26 protein-coding genes are annotated in these 24,698 nt (G+C 30.5%); 24 read left to right on the top strand and 2 right to left on the bottom strand.

The features are described 5' to 3' along the window. From Q0V15_RS03890 to Q0V15_RS03780, 23 genes are all read left to right on the top strand, one after another. Nucleotides 1–206 (top strand): hypothetical protein (locus Q0V15_RS03890; protein ID WP_297436200.1); only part of this gene is annotated, 206 nt, incomplete at its 5' end. 244 nt (nucleotides 207–450) lie between these two features. Continuing rightward, nucleotides 451–1,371 carry a hypothetical protein gene (locus Q0V15_RS03885; protein WP_297436198.1) on the top strand — a complete coding sequence of 307 codons (921 nt, stop codon included), beginning with the start codon at nucleotides 451–453 and terminating at the stop codon, nucleotides 1,369–1,371. A gap of 244 nt (nucleotides 1,372–1,615) precedes the next feature. Next, nucleotides 1,616–2,248: a hypothetical protein gene (locus Q0V15_RS03880; RefSeq protein WP_297436196.1), complete on the top strand. Its 633-nt coding sequence runs from the start codon at nucleotides 1,616–1,618 to the stop codon at nucleotides 2,246–2,248. Between the two features lie 64 nt (nucleotides 2,249–2,312). Further along, a complete protein-coding gene (locus tag Q0V15_RS03875) occupies nucleotides 2,313–2,918 on the top strand; it encodes a hypothetical protein (protein WP_297436194.1) in 606 nt (201 codons plus the stop codon). A gap of 197 nt (nucleotides 2,919–3,115) precedes the next feature. Further along, complete coding sequence (gene ruvA, locus Q0V15_RS03870) at nucleotides 3,116–3,727, top strand: Holliday junction branch migration protein RuvA (RefSeq protein ID WP_297436192.1); 612 nt, start codon at nucleotides 3,116–3,118, stop codon at nucleotides 3,725–3,727. Nucleotides 3,728–3,740: 13 nt separating this feature from the next. Next, the gene (gene ruvB, locus Q0V15_RS03865; protein ID WP_297436190.1) at nucleotides 3,741–4,778 is read left to right on the top strand and encodes a Holliday junction branch migration DNA helicase RuvB; all 1,038 of its coding nucleotides are present in this window, start codon (nucleotides 3,741–3,743) and stop codon (nucleotides 4,776–4,778) included. 25 nt (nucleotides 4,779–4,803) lie between these two features. Beyond that, the gene (gene queA, locus Q0V15_RS03860) at nucleotides 4,804–5,829 is read left to right on the top strand and encodes a tRNA preQ1(34) S-adenosylmethionine ribosyltransferase-isomerase QueA (protein WP_297436188.1); all 1,026 of its coding nucleotides are present in this window, start codon (nucleotides 4,804–4,806) and stop codon (nucleotides 5,827–5,829) included. Between the two features lie 62 nt (nucleotides 5,830–5,891). Then, nucleotides 5,892–7,031 (top strand): tRNA guanosine(34) transglycosylase Tgt, encoded by a 1,140-nt coding sequence (gene tgt / locus Q0V15_RS03855; RefSeq protein WP_297436186.1) that lies wholly within the window; start codon nucleotides 5,892–5,894, stop codon nucleotides 7,029–7,031. A 53-nt stretch (nucleotides 7,032–7,084) separates the two neighbouring features. After that, a complete protein-coding gene (yajC, locus tag Q0V15_RS03850; protein ID WP_297436184.1) occupies nucleotides 7,085–7,345 on the top strand; it encodes a preprotein translocase subunit YajC in 261 nt (86 codons plus the stop codon). Between the two features lie 114 nt (nucleotides 7,346–7,459). Beyond that, nucleotides 7,460–7,606: a six-cysteine ranthipeptide SCIFF gene (gene scfA, locus Q0V15_RS03845; RefSeq protein WP_297436182.1), complete on the top strand. Its 147-nt coding sequence runs from the start codon at nucleotides 7,460–7,462 to the stop codon at nucleotides 7,604–7,606. Nucleotides 7,607–7,692: 86 nt separating this feature from the next. Then, nucleotides 7,693–9,108, top strand: a complete 1,416-nt coding sequence (gene scfB, locus Q0V15_RS03840; protein ID WP_297436180.1) for a thioether cross-link-forming SCIFF peptide maturase — start codon at nucleotides 7,693–7,695, stop codon at nucleotides 9,106–9,108. A gap of 87 nt (nucleotides 9,109–9,195) precedes the next feature. Continuing rightward, complete coding sequence (secD, locus tag Q0V15_RS03835; RefSeq protein WP_297436178.1) at nucleotides 9,196–10,500, top strand: protein translocase subunit SecD; 1,305 nt, start codon at nucleotides 9,196–9,198, stop codon at nucleotides 10,498–10,500. Continuing rightward, on the top strand, nucleotides 10,478–11,356 hold the full coding sequence (gene secF, locus Q0V15_RS03830) for a protein translocase subunit SecF (RefSeq protein WP_297436175.1): 879 nt from the start codon (nucleotides 10,478–10,480) through the stop codon (nucleotides 11,354–11,356). The genes secD and secF overlap by 23 nt, the downstream gene beginning before the upstream one ends. Nucleotides 11,357–11,493: 137 nt before the next feature. Continuing rightward, a complete protein-coding gene (locus Q0V15_RS03825) occupies nucleotides 11,494–12,351 on the top strand; it encodes a DHH family phosphoesterase (RefSeq protein WP_297436174.1) in 858 nt (285 codons plus the stop codon). A gap of 44 nt (nucleotides 12,352–12,395) precedes the next feature. Next, a complete protein-coding gene (locus tag Q0V15_RS03820) occupies nucleotides 12,396–12,914 on the top strand; it encodes an adenine phosphoribosyltransferase (RefSeq protein WP_297436172.1) in 519 nt (172 codons plus the stop codon). A gap of 212 nt (nucleotides 12,915–13,126) precedes the next feature. Continuing rightward, nucleotides 13,127–15,307 carry a bifunctional (p)ppGpp synthetase/guanosine-3',5'-bis(diphosphate) 3'-pyrophosphohydrolase gene (locus Q0V15_RS03815; RefSeq protein WP_297436170.1) on the top strand — a complete coding sequence of 727 codons (2,181 nt, stop codon included), beginning with the start codon at nucleotides 13,127–13,129 and terminating at the stop codon, nucleotides 15,305–15,307. A gap of 18 nt (nucleotides 15,308–15,325) precedes the next feature. Further along, nucleotides 15,326–15,775, top strand: coding sequence for a D-aminoacyl-tRNA deacylase (gene dtd / locus Q0V15_RS03810; RefSeq protein WP_297436168.1), 450 nt, complete (start codon nucleotides 15,326–15,328; stop codon nucleotides 15,773–15,775). Between the two features lie 15 nt (nucleotides 15,776–15,790). Continuing rightward, nucleotides 15,791–16,411, top strand: a complete 621-nt coding sequence (locus Q0V15_RS03805) for an MBL fold metallo-hydrolase (protein WP_297436166.1) — start codon at nucleotides 15,791–15,793, stop codon at nucleotides 16,409–16,411. Beyond that, complete coding sequence (locus Q0V15_RS03800; protein ID WP_297436164.1) at nucleotides 16,401–17,879, top strand: coproporphyrinogen III oxidase; 1,479 nt, start codon at nucleotides 16,401–16,403, stop codon at nucleotides 17,877–17,879. The genes Q0V15_RS03805 and Q0V15_RS03800 overlap by 11 nt, the downstream gene beginning before the upstream one ends. 22 nt (nucleotides 17,880–17,901) lie before the next feature. Further along, complete coding sequence (gene hisS, locus Q0V15_RS03795; protein WP_297436162.1) at nucleotides 17,902–19,158, top strand: histidine--tRNA ligase; 1,257 nt, start codon at nucleotides 17,902–17,904, stop codon at nucleotides 19,156–19,158. Between the two features lie 13 nt (nucleotides 19,159–19,171). Further along, complete coding sequence (aspS, locus tag Q0V15_RS03790; protein ID WP_297436161.1) at nucleotides 19,172–20,971, top strand: aspartate--tRNA ligase; 1,800 nt, start codon at nucleotides 19,172–19,174, stop codon at nucleotides 20,969–20,971. 199 nt (nucleotides 20,972–21,170) lie between these two features. Further along, on the top strand, nucleotides 21,171–21,443 hold the full coding sequence (locus tag Q0V15_RS03785) for a hypothetical protein (protein ID WP_297436159.1): 273 nt from the start codon (nucleotides 21,171–21,173) through the stop codon (nucleotides 21,441–21,443). 96 nt (nucleotides 21,444–21,539) lie between these two features. Beyond that, complete coding sequence (locus Q0V15_RS03780; protein ID WP_297436201.1) at nucleotides 21,540–21,797, top strand: metal-sensitive transcriptional regulator; 258 nt, start codon at nucleotides 21,540–21,542, stop codon at nucleotides 21,795–21,797. Nucleotides 21,798–21,825: 28 nt separating this feature from the next. On the opposite strand, the gene Q0V15_RS03775 is transcribed toward Q0V15_RS03780, so the two are convergent. Together Q0V15_RS03775 and Q0V15_RS03770 are read right to left on the bottom strand one after the other, a co-directional pair. Beyond that, nucleotides 21,826–22,302: a threonine/serine exporter family protein gene (locus tag Q0V15_RS03775; RefSeq protein WP_297436157.1), complete on the bottom strand. Its 477-nt coding sequence runs from the start codon at nucleotides 22,300–22,302 to the stop codon at nucleotides 21,826–21,828. Next, nucleotides 22,299–23,072 (bottom strand): threonine/serine exporter family protein, encoded by a 774-nt coding sequence (locus Q0V15_RS03770; protein ID WP_297436155.1) that lies wholly within the window; start codon nucleotides 23,070–23,072, stop codon nucleotides 22,299–22,301. The genes Q0V15_RS03775 and Q0V15_RS03770 overlap by 4 nt, the downstream gene beginning before the upstream one ends. 281 nt (nucleotides 23,073–23,353) lie before the next feature. Here Q0V15_RS03770 and glyA point away from each other — a divergent pair, with 281 nt between their 5' ends. Next, nucleotides 23,354–24,586 (top strand): serine hydroxymethyltransferase, encoded by a 1,233-nt coding sequence (gene glyA, locus Q0V15_RS03765; protein ID WP_297436153.1) that lies wholly within the window; start codon nucleotides 23,354–23,356, stop codon nucleotides 24,584–24,586. The last annotated feature ends 112 nt before the right edge of the window (nucleotides 24,587–24,698 follow it).

The following is a 24,698-nucleotide window of genomic DNA, read 5'->3' as shown; positions in this document are numbered from 1 at the left end:
ATTCATTAAGTGTTTTTGATTCAGAAATGACAGATGTTATTAGAGCAGAAGATAGATTAAATATAGGTTCAGTTGAAGATGGTGAAAATTATATTTATAGTGTTACTATAAATAAATTAGATAACAGTAAAAAGTATACGGTAGGACTTCCAAGAGTAGAAAGAATGAAAGAAGCAACTTTTAGTATGAAAGTTGATTTACAGTAAATTTAAATAATGAATATTTAATATGGTAATAGAGCTATATCAGCAATCATTAAAAATGATTCTGATATAGCTTTTCTATTTGCAAAAGAATGAAATAGAAAGCTAAATTAAGAAAATGTTGTTTTAAAGCAACGTGTATATAAATTAAATTTTATATGAAATTTATAATTTGTAGATAGCCATATAAATTTGTTATGATATTATATTTTTACAATTATTTGAAGTGATAAAGGAGGAATAAAGTATGATGGAAAAAAAGAATGAAATTATAAAGTTGAAAAGGACACTTTTTTTTGTAGTAGGATTTAATTTTTTACTGACACTTTCGGGAGATGAAGGAACTACTATTTTTATGATGAGCATAGTAACTTTTTTTAATATTCCGAATTTTATTAGACTTTTTAAGTTATATAAAAGTGGTTTAAGGGAGAATTTTTCGATAAATGTTATTATAAAAAGTTTTATTGAAATTATAGTTTTTATTTTGGTACTTATATATGGATATTTTTATATAAAAGTTTTTGATAAGATTGGAATAGAGATAATGATATTAATATTTAATGTTTGTTTACTTATTAGCACAAGAGCTTTAGAGGTATGCTATAGAGATAATAGTACAAGAAGTAACTTCTTTGCACAAATGAATGATTATGGAGATATAAATCAGGATATTAATTTTTGGTGGAGGACTAAAATTTGGTTTAATCCTAGTTTTGATGGAGAAATTTTAAAAAAAGCACATACACCTAGATTAGATTTTGTACTACAGAACTTAGGAAAAACTATATTTGTAATGATAGTGTTAATGATACCAGTAATAAGTATGGATATTTCTACTGAACTTTTCTTAATATTATTATTAATAGGACCTTTTATAGTTTCAATTTTTATTGTAATTGAAGCTAAGTTAAAAGCATATGTGAAATTTGAAGGAGTTTGTATAGAGGTGAAACCAATATATGAGTCTAATAGAAATTCATTTGATAGACCTTTAAAGGGCTATGAATATAGAATTGTAGACTTTCATAATAAAAGAGAGATTACTATTAATTATAAGCATGGTGAAATTTTTAGAAGATATAATTCTGGTGATAAGATAGTTGTGATACATGGAGTTCTTTCTAAAAGGGTTTTACAACATTATAAAACATCTAAAAATTTTTAAAAATGAAAGTAAATAGTAAGTCTAGTAATAGATGAAGAAGTTTTAGGATAATGGTGTATATTTTTGTCATAAAAAAATATATACTGTTTTTTTATCTGTTTTTTATACAAATTTTATCGTTAAAATAAGAAAAAGAGAGAGCGAAAGTAGGCATAAACCTAGATAAATACACTATATGCTATTGATTACCAAATAATGTAAATTGTATAATTAGAATATAGTTTATGAATAGGGGGAAATAGTAATGGGATGTTTTAGTCTAGGAGTTATATGCGATAAAGTGGAAGATGTTAATGAACTTATTTATCCTTTTCATAATGAATTTATAGGATATTATCCAAAAGATTATTATGAAAATAATAAAGAGGAAAGAAAATATTTAAGCTTCGAAAAATTTAGTAGAGATATAGAGAGCGAATGGGGAAAATTACTTAAAGCGGAAAAAGAAAAATTTAATTTTAGTATAGAGCGTTTTGCTGATGTTAAATATGGGTATTATTATAATGATGATAGAAGTGATATAGGGTATTATAAAAATGAGAATGGAAAAATGATATGTTTTACTGTTGGTGGAAAATTTTCAGATATGCTAAATGTAAAAAATGCATTTGGAGGAAGAAGGAAAGCAACAACAGCTAAGGTGAAAAATATAATAGTACCAGATAGAAAAGAAAAATTTGGAACATATGCAATAATAAATGATGGTAAGTGGATAAGTGTTGATGATTATGATGATAGAGATGAATGGTTTAATTTACACTTTAGAAGATTTTTAAAAAAAATTGATCCAAATAAATTATTTGTAGTAGTTGAATGTTGCTATACTAAGGAAAAACAGTCAGAATTTGAATTAAGAAATAAAAAGGTTTGGGCATAAAAATTAAAGTTAGGTGAATACAAATGTAATATTGTGACAATAATCACTGTAAAGAGGTGATTAGATGAATTTTAATAGAGTTCCAAAAAGTGAAAAGTTAAAACCTATCATAGGAATAATTTCAGCAATAATAGTATTTACAGTAATATATTTAGGTGCATATTATTATAATTTAAGTAGTGTAACAAAATTGAATGAAGAGAAAGCAGAAAAAGTTGCAGCTATGAAAACGGTGGGTTTAGAAGACAATATAATACTAAAGTTTACACAAGAGAATAAAAGTGGAGAGCAAGATGTATTCCATCAGTTAACAGTTGGTGAACTTAAGAAAACATTAAAGATTTCTGACATTACACAGGAAGAGCTTGTAACAATTTTTGAAGGGAAAGGTTATCTAGTTGATAATGTGGATAAAGCAGAGCTTTCATTTTCAAAAAAAGCAGGAACAGGACTTAATCCTGATAAATATTATATTGGTGATAAAGATGGTAAGATATCTATTTTTAAAACAGATGAAAAAGGAAAAGCATTTATAGAAAAAGATAGTGATATATCATATGCTATAACTGAAAATTATCCAAGTTTAGATGTTGAAAGAATTAAAGGTTTTGTAAGGGAATTTGATACTAGAGAAGAGTGTGAAGCTGCATTAACTGATTATACGGAGTAGGTAGATATTTTATTTTATAGTATTTACAGATATATACTTTTGTTAGTTTTATACAGATAAAAGTATTATATTAATTACTTTTAATATGGATTTTAAAGGTGTCTAGATTAGTTCTAGGCGCCTTTTTGTAATATTGATAATATTACCTATTCGTGTTAAAATGTTATGTAAACCTTAAAATAGGAGTTGATTTTTCAATGTATGAATACATAAAAGGCGAATTTCAAGGATTAAATAAAGATTATATTGTTTTAGAAAACAATGGGATTGGATATAAGGTTTTTACATCAGGAAATACTATTGCAAGTATACCGGAAGTTTCAAGTGAAATTAAACTTTATATAGAGCAAATAGTAAGACAAGACTTTATAGGACTTTATGGTTTTTTAACTAAAGAAGAACTTGCTATGTTTAATCTTCTTTTAACGATAAATGGAGTTGGTGCAAAAGCTGCATTATCACTTTTATCAATAAGTACAGTTGTTAATTTAAAATATGCAATAATTGTTGAAGATGAAAAACATATAATAAGAGCTGCTGGGATAGGTAAAAAAACAGCACAAAGAATTATTCTAGAGCTTAAAGATAAGCTTAAGAAAGATGATTCAGTTAGAGAAAATATGCAAGGTATGGATATATCTATGCTTGAAACAATTTCAGGAAATGAATTGAAAGAAAATGAAGCAAGAGAAGCTTTAATGGCTCTTGGATATACAGATAAAGAAGCAAATAAAGTTTTAGAAAAAGTTAATATAAATGAAAGTATAGAAAATATTATAAAAGAAAGTTTAAGACTTTTAATGAATTAAGGAGAGATAATTTTTGGATGATAGAATAATAAGTTCTAGGGAGTTTGAAGTAGATAGTACAAGTGAATATAGCTTAAGACCAGAAAAAATAAATGAATATATAGGTCAAGAGAAAGTTAAGGAAAGACTTAATATATTTGTAGAGGCTGCTAAAAGAAGAGAAGAAGCCCTAGACCATGTTATTTTATATGGACCACCAGGTCTTGGTAAAACAACACTTGCAAGTATTATTGCAAATGAGATGGGTGGAACTCTTAAAATTACCTCAGGTCCTGCTATTGAAAGAGCTGGGGACCTTGCAGCAATTCTTACAACTTTAAATACTAATGATGTTTTGTTTATTGATGAAATTCATAGACTTAACAGAAGTGTTGAAGAGATATTATATCCTGCTATGGAAGATTATGTTTTAGATATAATTATAGGTAAGGGTGCAGCAAGTAAATCTATTAGACTTGATTTACCAAAGTTTACTTTAATTGGTGCAACAACTAGGATTGGTATGCTTAGTGCGCCACTTAGGGATAGATTTGGAGTTTTATGTTCTATGGAATATTACACAACTGATGAATTATGTGAAATCATAGTTAGAAGTGCTAGTATACTAGGATGTAGTATAACGAGAGCTGGAGCTTTAGAAGTTGCGAGGCGTTCAAGGGGTACACCAAGAATAGCTAATAGACTTTTAAAAAGAGTTAGAGATTATGCTTTGGTAAAGTATGATAATTTAATAGATGAAACTTGTGCTATTAAAGCATTAGAACTTTTAGATGTTGATAAAGAAGGTTTTGATAGAATTGATAATAATATTTTAACTGCAATTATTGATAATTTTAAAGGTGGCCCTGTAGGTGTTGAAACTTTAGCTTACTTTGTAGGTGAAGAACTTGATACCATAGAGGATGTATACGAGCCATACTTACTTCAAAAGGGCTTTATAGTTAGAACTCCAAGAGGTCGTATGGCTACTGAAAAAGCATATAAACATTTAGGAAGAGATTTAGGAAAGAATAAAAGAGCTGCAAAAGATGCGCAGTGTACATTATTCTAATTTAATATAAAGAGGTGCAAAAGAGATGAAAGTTAATGATTTTTATTTTGATTTACCAGAAGAACTTATAGCACAGTGTCCGCTAGAAAAAAGAGATTCTTCAAGATTAATGGTTATTCATAGAGATACTAAAGAAATAGAACACAAACATTTTAATAATATAGTAGATTACCTTAGAAAAGGAGATACTATAGTTTTAAACAATACTAGAGTTTTACCAGCAAGACTTATTGGACAAAAAGCTGAAACAGGTGGGAAAATTGAATTTCTTCTATTAAAAAGAATAGAGGGAGATAAATGGGAAGCACTTGCAAAACCAGGTAAGAGAGCTAAAATAGGAACAGAATTTACTTTCGGAGATGGGCAGCTTAAGGCAGTAGTTGTTGGGCTTGGTGAAGAAGGTAGTAGAATAATTGAGTTTAAGTATGAAGGGATATTTGAGCAAGTTTTAGATGAACTTGGACAAATGCCACTTCCTCCATATATACATGAAAAACTAGATGATAAGGAAAGATATCAAACAGTTTATTCAAAAGAAAAAGGATCAGCAGCAGCACCAACAGCAGGATTACACTTTACAAAAGAGTTATTAGAAGAAATTAAAGCTAAGGGTGTAAATATAGCATACCTAACTTTACATGTTGGACTTGGAACATTTAGACCAGTTAAGGTTGAAGAAATAACTGATCATATTATGCATTCAGAATATTATCATTTAGATAAAGAAAATGCAGATTTAATAAATGCTACAAAAGCAAATGGTGGAAGAGTAATTTCAGTTGGAACTACTTCAACAAGAACTCTTGAAACAATTGCTAGTGAAGATGGTACAGTTAAGGAAGCTAGTGGGTGGACTTCAATATTTATTTACCCAGGGTATAAGTTTAAGGTTATAGATAATCTTATAACAAACTTCCATTTACCAGAATCAACATTAATAATGCTTGTATCAGCTTTATCAGATAAAGAGCTTGTAATGGGAGCTTATAATAAAGCAGTTGAAGAAAAATATAGATTCTTCTCATTTGGAGATTCAATGTTTATAGATTAATACGATTATATGAGAAATTATCCTATATGGATTCAACATAATAGATGAGGATGTGAAATACAGTGTCAGAAAACTATACATTACTAAAAAAAGAGGGCAAAGCTAGAAGAGGTGAGTTTAGAACAGTTCATGGAACTATTCAAACTCCAGTTTTCATGAATGTTGGAACACTTGCAGCAATTAAAGGGGCAGTTTCAGCACAAGATTTAAAGGATATAAGATGTCAGGTTGAATTATCTAACACATATCACTTGCATTTAAGACCAAGTGATAAGGTTATAAGTGAACTTGGTGGGATTCATAAGTTTATGAATTGGGATAGACCAATACTTACAGATTCAGGTGGATTCCAAGTATTCTCACTTGCAGGTCTTAGAAAGATCAAAGAAGAAGGGGTTTACTTTAGTTCACATATAGATGGAAGAAAGATATTCATGGGACCAGAAGAGAGTATGCAAATACAAAGTAATCTTGCATCAACTATTGCTATGGCTTTTGATGAATGTGTTGAAAATCCAGCAACAAGAGAATATGTAAAAGATTCAGTTGCAAGAACTACAAGATGGCTTCATAGATGTAAAACAGAAGTAGATAGATTAAATTCATTAGATGATACTATAAATAATAAGCAGATGTTATTTGGTATAAATCAAGGTGGAGTTTATGATGATATAAGAATAGCGCATGCTAAGGAAATTTCTAAAATGGATTTAGATGGATATGCTATCGGTGGGCTTGCTGTTGGAGAAAGTCATGAAGATATGTATAGAGTTATTGATTCTGTAGTACCACATCTTCCACAAGATAAGCCAATATATCTTATGGGTGTAGGAACTCCTGCTAATATATTAGAAGCTGTTGAGAGAGGTGTAGATTTCTTTGACTGTGTATTACCAGCTAGAAATGGAAGACATGGACAATTATTTACAGCAAATGGACCATTAAAAATAATGAATAAACAATATGAACTTGATGCAAGACCTGTAGATGAAAATTGTGACTGTCCTACATGTAAAAATTACACAAGAGCATATATAAGACACTTATTCAAAGCGAAAGAAATGCTTGCAATGAGACTAGCCGTATTACATAATTTATACTTCTATAATAAAATGATGGAAGAAATAAGAGATGCCCTAGACAATGGATGTTTCGCAGAATATAAAGCTCAAAAACTTATAGACTGGGGAATAACAAAGTAACATTGCAAACTTTTTTATATAACTAAAACAAAAGAAAAAAGGAGTTTTTTAATATGAACGAAAAAATGCTAATTACCTTTCTACCGATAATTTTAATGTTTGTTGCTTTTTGGTTCTTCATGGTAAGACCAGAAAAAAAGAAGCAAACAAAATATTCAGCAATGTTAGCTGAACTTAGAGTCAATGATAAAATTGTAACTAAGGGTGGAATCATGGCTAAGATAATTAAGATAACAGAAAAAGAATTAATAGTAGAGTCAGAAGGAAGCAGATTTAGAATTGATAAAAATGGAGTTAACGCTAGATTAAAATAATAATCAATACAGAATTTGAAAAAAAAATACTTTTAATTTCCATAAAATCTTTAAAAAAATTTAAAAGTATGGTAAAATTATTTCTGAATTGTTTATGAATGGAGGAACTGGATTATGAAACATATTAAGACAATTAATAAATCAAACTTAAAGAAGAGTTTACAAAGACCTGGATGTAAAGAGTGTGCAAACTCTTGTCAATCAGCTTGTAAGACATCAGCAACAGTTGCTAACTTACCTTGCGAATACGTTGAAAACTAAAATAAAATAAAAAAAATTAGAAGAGTGGCAGTAATCCCATGGGTTACTGCCATAATTCTAGTCGTTATTGTAGGAGGAGAAAATAGATGTCATTAGTACACAAATTTAAACAAGAGGATTATTATTATGTCATAGATGTTAACTCAGGAAGTTTCCATGAAGTAGATGAGTTAGTATATGATATGATAACAAATGATGATAAGCTAGAAAGCTTAGAGGTTTTAATAGAAAAATTAGGTGGTAAATATCCAGTAGCAGATATTAAAGAGGTTTATGAAGAACTTGAATATCTAGTTAAAGATGGAGATTTATATTCAGAAGATTTATATGAAGAAATAGCTATGAAAGAAGATTCAGAATCATTCTTTAAAGCTGTATGCTTAAATATTATCCATGATTGTAACTTAAGATGTAAGTATTGTTTTGCTGATGAGGGAGAATATCATGGTTGTAGAAAACCAATGTCATTCGAAGTAGCTAAAAAAGCTATTGATTTCGTTATTGCAAATTCAGGAAATAGAAGAAATATAGAAGTAGACTTATTTGGTGGGGAGCCAATGATGGTTTATCCAACTATACAGCAAATTGTTGAATATGGTCATGCCGAAGGACCAAAACATAAGAAGAATATAAGATTCACTATGACAACAAATGCAACTCTTTTAAATGAAGAGAAAATGGATTATTTAAATAAGCATATGGGTAACATAATCTTATCTATTGATGGAAGACCAGAAGTTAATGATAAAGTAAGAATTAGAATTGATGGTTCAGGAAGTTATAAGAGAATATTACCAAATATAAAAGCTATGGTTTCAAGAAGAGATGCAGAGAAACTTTACTATGCAAGAGGAACATTCACTAGAGAGAATACAGATTTCTATAATGATGTAATGCACCTTGTTGGTGAAGGTTTTGATGAAGTTTCAGTAGAGCCAGTTGTTTTACCAGATGAACACCCATTATCACTTAGAGCACAAGATTTACCAGAAATATTTGAGCAATATGATAAGTTATATACTGAGTTGTTAAGAAGAAGAACAGAGATGGATAATCCATTTAAATTCTATCACTTCAATATTGACTTAAATGGTGGACCATGTGTTTATAAAAGAATATCAGGATGTGGTGCAGGACATGAATATGTTGCAATAACACCAGATGAAGAAATTTATCCATGTCACCAATTTGTTGGTCAACCAGAATTTATACTTGGAACATTAGATACAGGTATAGTTAAACAAGATATGAGTAATGATTTTAAAACAGCTCATATTTATAATAAACCTAAATGTAAAGAATGTTGGGCTAGATTCTACTGTAGTGGTGGATGTCAAGCAAATAACCAAGCATTTAATGGTAGTATTTTAGAACCTTACGAAGTAGGATGTGCTATGCAGAAGAAGAGAATCGAATGTGCTATAGCTTTAAAAGCTAGAACAGATCAAGATTGTCCTGAATATGTAGAGAGTTTAAAAGATAAAAAAGCCCTAACAAAATAGTAACAATTAGAGCTTTACCAATTATTGCTATGGTAAGTAAAAAAGGGTATAATTCAGTAATGAATAGATTTACAGAGGGGGGAAACCATGAAGGTTAAAAAAGCCAGAAAATCTAAAAAAAATAAATTTAGCAGTTTTGTTATATTAATAGTTTCGATTATTTTTATAGGACTTTTCGCTTTTGCAGGATTTAAAGGGTTTACAGTTGCAGGATATCAAGTGAAACCATTTAATGAAGTTATGATTAAAGGATTAGACTTGCAAGGTGGAGTTTCTGTGCTTATGCAAATTGATGAGCCAGATGTCAGCCCAGCTATTTTACACAGAGTAAAAGATTTATTAGCACTTAGGGTTAATAAGGTAGGGGTTGCTGAAACAGTTGTTACAACTGAAGGGGATAATCAAATTAGAATCAATATACCAGGTAAATATGATTCTAATAGCATAGTTCAGTCATTAACAAGTACAGGTAAACTTGAATTTTTAGCGCCAAATGGAAGTGTTATACTGACAGGAAAAGATGTTGTTAAAGCTTCAGCTTACCCTGATGGTCAAACAGGAGAGCCTACTATAAGTCTTGAGTTTAATGATGCCGGAAAGGTAGCATTTGCGAAAGCAACAAAAGAGTATATAGGAAAGCAAATTAAAATTACTATGGATGGTGTTACATTAACAGATCCAGTAGTTCAAAGCCAAATTCTAAATGGTCAGGCTACTATAACAGGTAGTACTTCAATGGCAGATGCACAAAAAACTGCAGGTATTATAAATGCAGGAGCATTACCAGTTCCAATTAAAGAAGTTTCAGTTCAAACAGTTGGAGCACAGCTTGGAGCAACAGCGCTTCCAGATGCTGTAAAGGCTGGAGCAGTTGGAATTGCGATAATATTTATATTTATGATTTTATATTATAGAGGACCAGGGGTTGCAGCATCACTTGCTTTAAGTGTGTATATTTTAGCAGTATTATATACTTACATTTCAGTAAAAGTAACGCTGACATTACCAGGAATAGCAGGGTTCCTTCTAACGATAGGTATGGCAGTTGATGCCAATGTCCTTATATTTGAAAGAATTAAGGAAGAACTTAAAATTGGAAGAAGTGTAAAGGCTGCTATAAAAGCAGGATTTAAAAATGCTATGTCATCTATACTAGATTCAAATACAACAACAATTATTGCAGCACTTGTTTTATACTTCTTAGGGTCAGGTCCAGTTAAAGGATTTGCATTAACTCTAATGATTGGTATAGTAATAAGTATGTTTACAGCAATATTTGTAACTAAGTTCTTTATGAATATATTCTTTGATATGGGTGTATTAAATAACCCAAGAATATTTGGAGTTAAAATTAAGGGGGGTAAACCAGATGAAAATAGTACAGAGAAGTAAAATTTGGTTTAGTATATCTTCTTTACTTATAATAATAGGTATTGCTTTTATTTTAACAAAAGGACTTAATTTTGGAATAGATTTTACGGGTGGAACACAGCTTACAATTCAAATGGAAACTGGATTCAATAAACCAGCAGCTGATAAAGTTGTTCATGAGTTTGCTACAGGTGCAGTAACAAATACTGTTGATGGTAGTAAGTATGAGATAAAAGCTAATAATCTAAATACAGAAAAAGTTGATAGTCTTGTTAAAAAGCTTACAACTGATTTTAAACTTAAGGGAAATGTACTAGTTTCTCAAAAAGAGATAGGAGCATCAGTTGGTAAACAACTTACAAGAGATTCAGTTATAGCTCTTATAATTGCGATACTAGCAGTTCTTGTATATGTAATCGTAAGGTTTGAAACAAATTATGGTATAGCTGCGATACTAGCATTGCTACATGATATAGCAATGACGGTAAGTGTATATGCAATATTCCAAATTCCTGTTGATACACCTTTTATAGCTGCAATTCTTACGATAGTTGGGTATTCATTAAATGATACTATTGTAATATTTGATAGAATAAGAGGAAATGTCAAGAAGATGAGAGGATCTACACCAGAAGAGATTGCAAATAAAAGTATAGCTCAAACTATGACAAGGTCTATAAATACAACTCTTACTACTTTAGTTAGTATAGTTGCAGTTTATTTCTTTGTTCCAACAGTTAGAGACTTTGCATTGCCATTAATAATTGGTATAGCTTGTGGAGCTTATTCTTCAATATTTATAGCGAGCCCTATATGGTGCAAACTTAAAAATAGAAAGAAATCTGCAAAGAAAAAAGATAAAAAAACACTTAAATAGTATAATATGGTAGGGTAAAAGCTTTGAAAGAAGTTTTTACCCTATTTTTTTTGCTATAAACAAAAATATTTGTCAAATAAGGGATTTTAAATTATAATAGAATGTGTTTTCTTTTAATAAATATGGAGGATTTGATTATGCATAAGCTTTGGGAAAGTATATATTCACCGAATTATATATCTGGCTACAACCCTTTTAATGTTAAAAATATGAATAAAGCTATTGAAAGACTAGTAGCAGCTATAAATAATAGAGAAAAGATATTAATTTATGGTGGGTATGATGTTGATTGCATATCAGGCATATCAGCCTTCCTTCTAGTACTAAAATACTTAAATGCTGATGTAGAATACGCCATAGCAGATAGTAGTGAAAACAATAGTTATGATATAAGTGAGGAGTCATTGACAAATGATATTGCCTTTTTAGGTGTAAAACTTCTTATAACAGTAGGGTGTGGTCTGGAATGTAAGAGAGCTGAAAACCTTTGTGAACAGCAAGGGATTGATCTTATAATTACAGAGAATAAAAAAAAGAAGTCTAGTTATGATTCTATTTATATAAATCCAAGTGAGGAAAAAAGTCTTTATAGATATAAGGATATTAGCCAAAGTGGGGTTATATTTAAGTTAATGCAAGCAATTGCTATATACTATAATATGAAAAGTATAAATAGATATCTCGATTTGATATTACTAGGAGGTCTTACTAAGCAGATTGGATATGTTGGTGAGAATAGAATAATATTAAAAGAGGGAATTTCGTATTTAGATAGAACTAATAATGTTGGTCTTGTTGCTATAAAAAAGTTTCATAGTATAAGTGAGCTTAATGGAGAGAATATAGAAAAAATAATTAGTACTATAACTCCAAGAGATCGTGCAGTATCTGAAAAAAATAATGCAAAGATTATAGTTGAACTTTTAACAACAGATGACAAAGATAGAGCAGAGCAGATAACCAAATATTTGCATAATGAAAAATTTAGGTTATGAAATAAATAATATAGATAATATAATATTATACAGGGGGAATTACAATGGATTTTAAAGAAAAAATAAGAGTAATAGAAGATTTTCCAAAAGCAGGTATTAGTTTTAAAGATATAAGTACACTAATAGCTGATAAAGATGCTTTAAGAGCTTCGGTTGATAGAATGGCAGAGTTCTTTAAAGATAAAGAAGTAGATGTTGTTGTTGGGCCAGAGGCTAGAGGATTTATATTTGGAGTTCCAGTTGCTTATGTTTTAAATGCAGGATTTGTGCCTGTTAGAAAACCAGGAAAGCTTCCAGGAGAAACTGTTAGTATAGATTATGCTTTAGAGTATGGTACAGATACACTTCAAATACACAAAGATGTTATAAAACCAGGAACTAGAGTTGCTATAGTTGATGATTTACTTGCTACAGGTGGAACTATAAGCGCTGTTGCAAAACTTGTTGAAAGTCTTGGTGGGATAGTTGTAGGTATGTCATTTACAATTGAACTTACAGGGCTAAATGGTAGAGGAAAACTTACTGGTCATGATATAGATGCAGTAGTAACTTATGAGTTTTAATAGTTAATTTTATATAATTTAAAGATAATAATTCACAGGAGTTTGTTTTTCTATTTATTTTTTAAAAAATAGAGAGGCAAACTCTATTTAAATTAATCTCTCCTTTATTGAAATACATGGGGAAATATAATATAATTAAAGATAATAAAGGGCTGGTTGTAACTAACCGGCTTTTGCTTTATCGAAATTGTAGATGAAAGGGAGAGATGTCAATGCTAGAAGAATTAATTAAACGAGTTGAGAAAAGCAGCAAAGGTGCAAATATAGAATTAATCAAAAAAGCATATGACTTAGCCTCTACTGCACATAAGGATCAAAAGAGAGAATCAGGAGAGCCATATGTAACTCATCCTGTTAATGTTGCTATGATACTTGCAGATATGGGAATGGACACAAGCACAATAGTTGCAGGGCTTTTACATGATGTAATAGAAGATACACAGTATGATTATGATGATATAAATGATATGTTTGGGGAAGAAATAGCCAATTTAGTGGACGGTGTTACTAAACTTGGACAAATAGAGTATAAGAGTAAAGAGGAACAACAAGCTGATAATGTTAGAAAAATGCTTTTAGCTATGGCAAGAGACATTAGAGTTATAATTGTAAAACTTGCTGATAGACTTCATAATATTAGAACTCTTAAGCATAAATCACCAGAAAAGCAAAAATCTAAGGCTCAAGAAACTTTAGATATTTATGCACCACTTGCACATAGACTTGGTATATCTAAGATAAAGTGGGAACTTGAAGATTTATGTCTAAGATATATTCATCCTGAGGATTACTATGCGTTAGTTAAGGATATAGCAGAAAAAAGAACAGAGAGAGAAAAAAATATAGATGTTATAGTAAGTGATATAGATGAAAATCTTAAGTCTGCTTCAATATCTTGTGATATTGAGGGTAGACCAAAGCATTTTTATAGTATATATAGAAAAATGACTAGTAAAAATAAAACTTTAGATCAGATTTTTGATTTAACGGCTATTAGAATATTAGTTAATAATGTTAAGGACTGCTATGCAGTTCTTGGAATTGTGCATACTATATATAAGCCTATACCAGGTAGATTTAAGGATTACATAGCAATGCCAAAGCCTAATATGTATCAATCACTTCATACAACAGTTATTGGTGAGGCAGGAAGAACTTTTGAAATTCAAATAAGAACTTTTGATATGCATAAGACAGCAGAATATGGTATTGCTGCACATTGGAAATATAAGAAACCTGAAGCTACAGAGGAACCAACTTTTGAAAATAAACTTGGTTGGCTTACTGAGATTTTAGAGTGGCAGGATGAAACATCTGATGCACAGGAATTTATGGAAGGCTTTAAACTTGATTTATTTTCAGATGAAATTTTTGTGTTTACACCAAAAGGGATAGTTATAAATCTTCCGGCAGGTGCTACTCCAGTAGATTTTGCATATAGAATACATACTGATGTTGGAAATAAGTGTGTTGGTGCAAAGGTAAATGCTAAGATGGTTCCACTTGACTACAAGCTTAAAACAGGGCAAATTATAGAGGTTTTAACTGCTACAAGTTCAAAGGGCCCTAATATGTCATGGCTTGGTTTTGCAAAGAGTAATCAAGCAAGATCAAAAATTAAGCAGTGGTTTAAGAAAATTAGAAGAGAAGAGAATATAGAAAAAGGTAAAGATTTAATAGAAAAAGAAAGCAAAAAGCGTAGTATTAACTTTGCAGATATTGCTAAAGGTGATAAATATGATAAGCTTATAAAAAAATATAATTTTAATGGAATTGATGATATTTTTGCAGGGATAGGTGCAGGACTTATGTCAGCAACAGCTGTTGTAACTAAGCTTAAGGGTGAAAGTACTGAAACAATACTATCTAATGAACAGGTTAAATCTGAGATTGAAGAACAAATTGCAAAACATGATAAGCATAATCATAAAACTGTTTGTAGTTCTTCAGGAGTTACTGTAAAGGGACTTGATAATCTTATGATTAGGTTTGCTAAATGTTGTAACCCAGTACCTGGTGATGGTATTGCAGGATATGTCACTAAAGGTAGAGGTATATCAGTTCATAGAGCAGACTGTAGCAATTTTAAGCATATTTTAGATGTTCAAAATGAAAAAGTTGTTGAGGTCAGTTGGTGTGATTCAAAAGGTAGCTGCTATGAAGCTGAAATTGAAATTAAGACAGATGATAATACAGGATATTTATCAGAACTTATGATGATTATATCTGAAATAAAAGTTGAGGTTACAGCATTAAATGCAAAAACTCATAATGGAAATTCAGCAAGAATAAATATAAAAGTAAAAGTAGATTCAACTGAAAAACTTCGTGACCTTATGAGAAAGTTTAGAAAGATTAAAGGAACTAGAGACGTTTATAGAGTGAAAAATTAATAATTAGGAAGTGATCTTATGAGAGCAGTAGTTCAAAGAGTATCGTGTTCAAATGTTAGTGTTGACGGAAAAATAGTTGGTGAAATCGGAAAAGGCTTTAATGTTCTTTTAGGAATAAGTAAGGAAGATACAGTTGAAGATTTAAAGTATATAAAAGATAAAGTTATTAATCTTAGAGTTTTTGAAGATGAGAATGATAAGCTTAATTTATCTTTAAAAGATGTTGGTGGTGAGCTTCTTTTAATTTCACAATTTACTCTTTATGGAGATTGTAGAAAAGGGAGAAGACCAAGTTTTATAGCAGCTCAAGGTGGAGAAGAAGCAAAGAAGCTTTATGAAACTTTTGTTGCTATGTGTAAAGAGGAAGATATAAAAGTGGAAACAGGAGTCTTTGGAGCTGATATGAAAGTTTTAATAGAAAATGATGGTCCTGTAACACTTTTACTTGAAAGTAAAAAAACATTCTAAAAGGGGTTGGGATTTATGATATTAAAAAGTGTTCCAGTTGGTGCATATGAAGAGAATTGTTATTTTTTAATTGATGAGAATACAAATGAAGCTGTTATTTTTGATCCGGGTGCACAAGAAGATTTAATTTTTGCTGTAATTAAGAGATTAAATATCAAGCCTGTTATGGTGCTTTTAACACATGGACATCATGACCATGTTGGAGCAGTTAAGGCTGTAACAGAAAAATTTGATATACCTTTTTATATTAGTAAAAATGATGATGATATGAGAAATGTAGCAGATGGACTTTTTGGAGATATTCCAAAAGCTAATGGTTACTTAAAAAATGGAGATGTCTTTAAATTTGGAAATGGTAATGTTATAAGAACTATAGAAACTCCAGGTCATACTCCAGGTGGTGTATGTTTCCTTGCAGGTGATATACTTATAACAGGGGATACTTTATTTAATGGTTCAATTGGTAGGTCAGATTTTAGAGGTGGAGATTTTAATACATTAATTTCTTCAATTAAAAATAATCTATTACATCTTGGAGATAATATTAAAGCTTACCCAGGTCATGGTCCATCAACAAGCATTGGGCTTGAAAAAAGACAGAATCCTTATATTATAGGAGAAGATTATGTATATTAACATTAAGATGAATGACGAGAAATATAGATATCATATATATCAGATATTTAATATATTTTATACGTTTGATGATATAAAAGTAAATGAAAATAAAGATTTTAACTATGAAGTTGAAATTGGAGAGGTTACAGAAGATAAGAAATTATCTTCTGATAACTTAAATAACAAAATAAGAATAAGTAATTTTAAAGATGAAGAAGTGTATACACTTACTTCAGATAATATCCCTCAAGAAATAAAGAGAAGTGTTTTTAAATTTTTATCAAAAACTTTAAATAAAGTTTATCCATGGGGTACTTTAGTTGGTATTAGACCAAGTAAAATTGCTTCAGATATGATTTTAAAAGGACATTCTGATGAAGAAGTTATAAATTATTTTGATGAGGTTTATTTAGCTAGTAAAGAGAAAGCTGAATTATGCGTACATATTGCAAAAAGAGAAATGGCATACATGAATAAAAATGATAAGACAATAGCTATTTATATAGGAATGGCATTTTGTCCTACAAGATGTTTATACTGTTCATTTACAGCAGATCCAATAGGAAAGTGCAAAAATAATGAAGTTGAATTATACATTGAGGCTATTAAAAAAGAAATTAAGGCTATAACTAAGTATGTAGCGGATAATGAGATTACTGTAGATAATGTTTACTTTGGTGGAGGTACACCAACTTCAATAGGTAATGAGCAGTTTGAAAGTCTTATGAATGACATATATAATAGTTTTGTTAAGGATAATAACTTAATTGAATTTACAGTTGAAAGTGGAAGACCAGATTCTATCACAGAAGAAAAACTTTTAACTATGAAAAAATATGATGTTACTAGAATTTCTATAAATCCACAGAGTATGAATGATAAAACTTTAAAATCAATTGGTAGAGGTCATTTATCAGGAGAAGTTATTGAAAAGTTCAATTTGGCAAGAAAGCTAGGGTTTGATAACATAAACATGGATTTAATTATAGGACTTCCAGATGAAAGTATGGAAGAGGTAAGACACACAGTTAAAGAGATTAAAGCTTTAAATCCTGATAGTCTTACAGTACATGGTCTTTCTATAAAAAGAGCATCTAAATTATATGAGAATTTAGTTTTAAAAGAAACTGTTAAAATAGCAGAGCAAAAAGAACTAAATGAGATGTATGAGGCTAGTTCAAGTCTTGGAAAAGAACTTGATATGGAACCATACTATATGTATAGACAAAAAAACATGGTTGGTAATATGGAGAATGTAGGATACTCAAAAGAAGGTCAGGAATGTTATTATAATATTCAGATGATTGAGGATACTCAAAGTATTATAGCCATTGGAGCTGATGCAGTTTCAAAAGTTGTCTTTTTAAGTGAAGGTAAAGGTAGAATTGAAAGATTTGCTAACGTAAAAAATGTTAAAGAGTATATTAATAGAGCGGATGAAATGATAGAAGGTAAATTAGCTCTTCTAGATACTTTATATAAATAAAAATTGAATAGGAGGGATATAGATGGCTATACAAGAACAAAAAGGTACAAAAGATATGCTTCCACAAGATGCATATAAATGGCAGTTCATTGAAGAAAAATTAAGAACAGTATCAGCACAGTATGGTATAAGAGAAATCAGAACTCCTGCATTTGAAGCTACAGAGCTTTTTAAAAGAGGGGTTGGAGAAACAACAGATGTTGTTCAGAAAGAAATGTATACTTTTGAGGATAAGGGTGGTAGAAGTATCACTTTAAAACCAGAAGGAACAGCTCCAACTGTTAGATCATTTATTCAACATGGTATGTTTGCTGATGCACAGCCAACAAAGTTATTTTACTTTACACCATGTTTTAGATATGAAAAGGCCCAAGCAGGAAGATATAGACAGTTCCACCAATATGGAATTGAAATGCTTGGTTCAAAGGAAGCTACAGTTGATGCAGAACTTATAGCACTTATTATGAATGCTTTAAATGATTTTGGTATTAAGGGATTATCACTTAATATAAATAGTATAGGTTGTCCAACTTGTAGAAAAGCATATAATGATGCTTTAAGAGAGTACTTACAAAAAAACTATGAGGAACTTTGTGAAACTTGTAAAACAAGATTTGAAAAGAATCCAATGAGAATTATAGATTGTAAGGAAAGAAGTTGTAAATCAATAGTTAAAGATGTTCCATTAATACTTGACCATATTTGTGGTGAATGTGAAGATCACTTTACAGCACTTAAAAAATATTTAACTGTTATGGGAATTGAGTATAAGGTTGATCCTCAAATAGTTAGAGGTCTTGATTATTATACTAAAACAGTATTTGAAGTTATCAAAGATGGGTTAACTATCTGTGGTGGTGGAAGATATGATGGTCTTGTTCAAGAGATTGATGGACCAGAAACTCCAGCTGTTGGATTTGCTCTTGGTCTTGAAAGATTATTAATGATGTTTGAAAAAGATGGAATTGTAATACCAGAGCCAAACAGATTTGATTTATTCATAGGTAATATGAGTGATGAAGCTAAGGTTAAAGCTATGTTTATGGCAAATGAGCTTAGAAAAAAAGGTCTTAAGGTTGAAGTTGATCATTTAGGAAAGAAGATGAAAGCTCAGATGAAGTATGCTAATAAACTTGGTGCTTTATTTACAGGAGTCATTGGAGATTCAGAAATTGAGGAAGATACTTTAACACTTAAGAGAATGAATGATGGGGAAAAATTTGAAACAAAGTTATCAAATATTGATGAAATAGTTAATATAATACTTAACAACAAGTAGGAGGAATTTTATAATGGCTGAAACATTAAATGGACTTAAACGTTCAATGATGTGTGGTGAAGCTAGAGAAAGCCACATAGGACAAAAAGTTACCCTTATGGGATGGGTTCAAAGAAATAGAAATCTTGGAGGTCTTCAATTTATGGACCTTAGAGATAGAGAAGGAATTGTGCAGGTAGTATTTAGAGATACTTTATCAGAAGATTTACTTGCTAAGGCTAAATCAGTAAGATCAGAGTACTGTGTTGCTGTAACAGGGGAGATAGTTAAGAGAGAATCTATAAATGAAAACATGCCAACTGGTATTGTTGAAGTATTAGCTGATGATTTAAGAATCTTATCAGAATCAGAAACTCCACCAATATATATTAAAGAAAATCTTGATGCTTCAGAGCAGATTAGACTTAAGTATAGATACTTAGATTTAAGAAGACCTGATATGCAAGAAATATTCATGATAAGACATAGAGCTACAAAAGCTATAAGAGATTATCTTGATACTAATGGGTTCCTTGAAATGGAAACACCTATGCTTACTAAGTCTACACCAGAAGGTGCTAGAGATTACTTAGTTCCATCAAGAAACTACCCAGGAATGTTTTATGCATTACCACAATCACCACAATTATTTAAGCAATTATTAATGGTGTCAGGTTTTGATAAGTACTTCCAAATAGTTAAATGTTTCAGAGATGAAGATTTAAGAGCAAACAGACAGCCAGAATTTACACAAGTAGATATGGAAATGTCATTTGCAGACCAAGAAGAGATAATGGCTGTAAATGAAGGTCTTATCAAACATGTATTTAAAACTGTTAAAGGAATAGATATACCTACTCCTATTAAGAGAATGACATTTGCTGATGCTATGAGCAAGTATGGTTCAGATAAACCAGATGTAAGATTTGGTATGGAAATTACAGACCTTAGCGAAACTGTTAAAGATGTAGATTTCATGGTATTTAAATCAGCTCTTGAGAACGAAGGTAGTGTTAGAGCTCTTTGCCTTAAAGGTGGAGCAGCAATGGGAAGAAAAGACTTAGATAGACTTGGAGAGTTTGTAAAAGGATTCAAGGCTAAAGGTCTTGCTTACATTCAATTAAAAGAAGAGGGAATTAAATCTCCAATAGCTAAATTCTTAAATGATGAGCAAATGGATGCAGTAGTTAAAACTATGAATGCACAGACAGGAGATTCTATCTTAATAGTTGCTGATAAAGATTCAGTAGTTCTTAAGAGTCTTGGAGAGCTTAGACTTGAGCTTTCAAGAAAGTTTGACCTTGTTAAAGATAAAAATGAGTTTAACTTCACATGGATAACTGAGTTTGACCTTCTTGAGTTTGATGAAGAAGAAGGAAGATATACAGCAGCTCACCACCCATTCACAATGCCTCTTCTTGAAGATTTACATCTTTTAGATACAGACCCTTCAAAAGTTAGAGCACAAGCTTATGACCTTGTACTTAATGGAGAAGAACTTGGTGGAGGTTCTATAAGAATCCACGATACAAAACTTCAAGAGAAAATGTTTGAAGTTCTTGGATTTACAAGTGAATCAGCATGGGAGAGATTTGGATTCTTACTTGAAGCATTCAAGTTTGGACCACCTCCACACTGTGGATTAGCATTTGGTCTTGATAGAATGGTAATGTTCCTTGCTGGAACAGATAACATCAAAGATGTTATAGCATTCCCTAAAAACCAAAATGCTTTCTGTTACTTAACATCAGCACCTAATATAACTGATGAAAAGCAATTAACAGAACTTGGAATTGAAGTTTCAGTTAAAGAAGAAGCAAAAATAGAAGAATAATCTTATTTAAAGGACTTAGGATTTTCGAATTCTGAGTCCTTTTAATGTATATAAAACTTTTTATGTAAAATAATAATAGGTGAAAACTTTTTATATTTCTGTAAACTATAACATAAAAATAATTTTATAATAGAAGTATTTGGTATAATTGCAAATATAGGTATTATAAAATTAAATTAGATGTTATGGGGGTATTAATATGGAATTTCCAGAAGGATTTGGAATGGTTTGTATATCAGCTTCAATTGGTGCACTAGGTGTTTATCTTTATTATTTAGATAAAAAAGGTAAGAAGATGAGAGAAACTGAAAAAGGTAGAAAAGAGTATTATGAAAAATATACTTCTAATTATGTAAAGAAAAAGCATAAAAAAATGGGTATACTTCCAATAAGTACAAAGCATGAAAAAAATTCTAGAGTTAGAATGAGCAAGAAAGATAGACAAAGAGCAAAAGATAACGAAGATAATTAAATTTAATATTAGCGAGGTATTAATTTGAGTGATATAGTAGAAAAACTATCAGATGAAGAGTTGGATGCAAAACTAGATAGAGAAGTTGAAAAAGAAATGAAGGCTAGAAAAGATATTTTAGTTAGATTGAGAAGAATTGAAGGTCAGGTGAAGGGGATACATGGTATGCTTGAAAAAAATGTATGCCAAAAAGATGTTTTAACACAGGTTTCAGCAGTTAGATCAGCTGTAAATAGAGTTGGGGTACTAATTGTTGAGGACTATGCAAAAAACTGTATGGGAATAAAAGAAGAAGATGACGCTTATGAAGGATTACAAGAACTTGTAAAAACTTTAAAAAGCTTTATAAAATAAAAATAGAGAGAATGCTTTTGCATTTTCTCTATTTTTTTTGTTGACGTTTAGCAATCATTTTTTGATAAGTTTTATTTTTAAGGTTTACTATCATTCTAGTTATAGTTGATGTGAAAATAACTCCTAGTGCAAGACTTCCAGCAGAAGCTATTGTAGCAATTCCAAGTCCGAAAGTTTGATCTATATTGCCATTAACAACACTAGACATTGTATAGTACATTCCACTACCAGGTACAAGTGGTATAAGTGCACATACAACAAGTGTTGTAACAGGAGTTTTGAGTCTTCTAGCCATTATCTCAGCATATGAACTAAATATTATAGCAGAGGTAAACATAGAAAATGAATTACTTCCTGATATATCTAAGAAAACTTTATAGAAAAACCAACTTATAGCACCAGCTATAGATGCCCAAAGTAAATATCTCCCTCGGATATTAATTAAGATTGCAAATGAAAAAGTAGCAACTGAACATGCAATTGTTTCAATAATTAATTGTGTCATTTGATAGTTCCTCCTAAGTAATTTATCCAAATTGATAAAACTGAACCAGTTCCAATAGCTATTGATACAGCTACAAATATAGCCTCAGCACCTCTTGTTAGTCCTGAAAGTAAATCACCTGAAATAGTATCACGAATAGCATTAGTTATTGCAAGTCCTGGGACAAGAAGCATTATAGAACCAATTATTACATAGTTTACTTCAACAGGAACTCCAATTATATAAAGTAATATAGCTATTGAACTTGCAAAAGCACCACCTATTATATTTATGAAGAAACCATTTAAAAGTAGTCTTTCACCAGCTATACATAAAAGCCTTATTCCAACCCCTATAAAGAAACAAGATATAGAATCAATAACTCCACCACCAACTAAAATTGTTAAGCAGGCGGCTGCTAGTCCAGAAGCTAATAGGGTTAAATAGAGAGGATAAGGTTTAGTTCTTTCTATCTCAAATAGTTTTTTTTCAACTTCATCAACTGAGAGAGTGTGTGATGTAATTTCTCTTGATAAGTCATTTACTAGGTGGATTTTTTGAAGGTTGTTACTTCTTACTTTTATTCTTGTGATTAATGTTTTTGTATTTTTTTCTTTATCATATATGGAAACCATTATTCCCGTTGGTGTAACATAGCTCTCTGCAAAATCAACACCAAAGGATTTGCAGATTCTAACAATAGTTTCTTCAACTCTATAAGTTTCAGCACCGCTTTCTAAAAGTATTTTTCCAGCATGAGTGCAAACATGGAGTATTTTATCTATATTCATCTAAGATACCTCACTTTATGGAATTAATTTTAAAATTTAATTTTATCTCTTAAAAATATTTATATTTAAAAATAGCTATATTTATGCAAGAAAAATACATAAAAATACGGTCTTTTACAAGGAAAGAACGTTCATTATGTATTAATTTGTTTTATTATATGTTTAATAATTATATGATATCATAAAAAAAAAGAAATATATACAGATATAATACTTAATAGATATTGAAAAATGTCAGTAATAAAACTATAATATAATAAAACTAGAGTTGGGGTGATTTAATGAATTTTGAGAATTTAAAAAATGCAGACGTTGAAGTTATGCAAGTTGTAGAAAAAGAACTTGAAAGACAAAGAGATGGTATAGAGCTTATAGCATCAGAAAATTTTGCTAGTCAGGCAGTTATGGAAGCTATGGGTTCATATCTTACTAATAAATATGCAGAAGGGTATCCAAGTAAGAGATATTATGGCGGATGTCAAGAAGTTGATGTTGTTGAGAACCTTGCAAGAGACAGAGTTAAGAAGATATTTGGTGCAGAGCATGCAAATGTTCAACCTCACTCAGGTTCACAGGCTAATATGGCTGTTTATTTAAGCGTTTTAGAACTTGGTGATACTGTTCTTGGTATGAGCCTTAGTGATGGGGGACATTTAACTCATGGTTCAAGTGTTAACTTCTCAGGAAGATTATATAACTTTGTATCATATGGATTAGATGCAGAAACTGAGATGCTTGATTATGAAGAAGTTAGAACACTTGCTTTAAAGCATAAGCCTAAAATGATAGTTGCAGGAGCTAGTGCTTATTCAAGAACTATCGATTTTGCAAAGTTTAGAGAGATTGCTGATGAAGTTGGGGCTTACCTTATGGTTGATATGGCTCATATTGCAGGTCTTATTGCAGCAGGGGTTCACCCATCACCAGTTCCATATTGTGATTTTGTTACATCAACAACTCACAAAACTTTAAGAGGACCAAGAGGTGGACTTATTCTTTGCAAGGAAAAGTATGCTAAGGTTTTAGATAAAAATATATTCCCAGGAATTCAAGGTGGTCCACTTATGCACACAATAGCTGCAAAAGCTGTTTGCTTTAAAGAGGCTATGAGTCCTGAGTTTGTAGAGTATCAAAAGCAGGTTGTATTAAATGCTAAGGTGCTTAGTGAAGCTTTACAGGGTTATGGCTTCAAAATAGTTTCTGGAGGCACTGACAACCATTTAATGCTTGTAGATTTAACTAATAAAGATGTTACAGGTAAGGAAGTTGAAAATCTTTTAGATACAATCGGTGTAACTCTTAATAAGAATACTGTTCCAAATGAAAAGAGAAGTCCATTTGTAACAAGTGGAGTAAGAATTGGAACTCCAGCAGTTACAACTAGAGGATTAAAAGAAGATGATATGAAAGAAATTGCTGGAATTATAAATGATGCAATTGAAAGTAAAGATGGAGATTTATCAGCTATAAGAACTAGAGTTCTTGCTATATGTGAAAAATATCCATTATACTAAAAATATAATTTTTAAGAAGGCTATCGAAAGATAGTCTTTTTTCTTACAATTTTATATAAAATGTTTAGCAAAAAGAAAAGAATGGTAGAATATACCTATTATACTTTTTTAG

It is taken from the genome of uncultured Clostridium sp., from assembly GCF_947036855.1.
GTDB lineage: Bacteria > Bacillota > Clostridia > Clostridiales > Clostridiaceae > Sarcina.
This window is presented reverse-complemented; position numbering and strand designations above follow the sequence as displayed.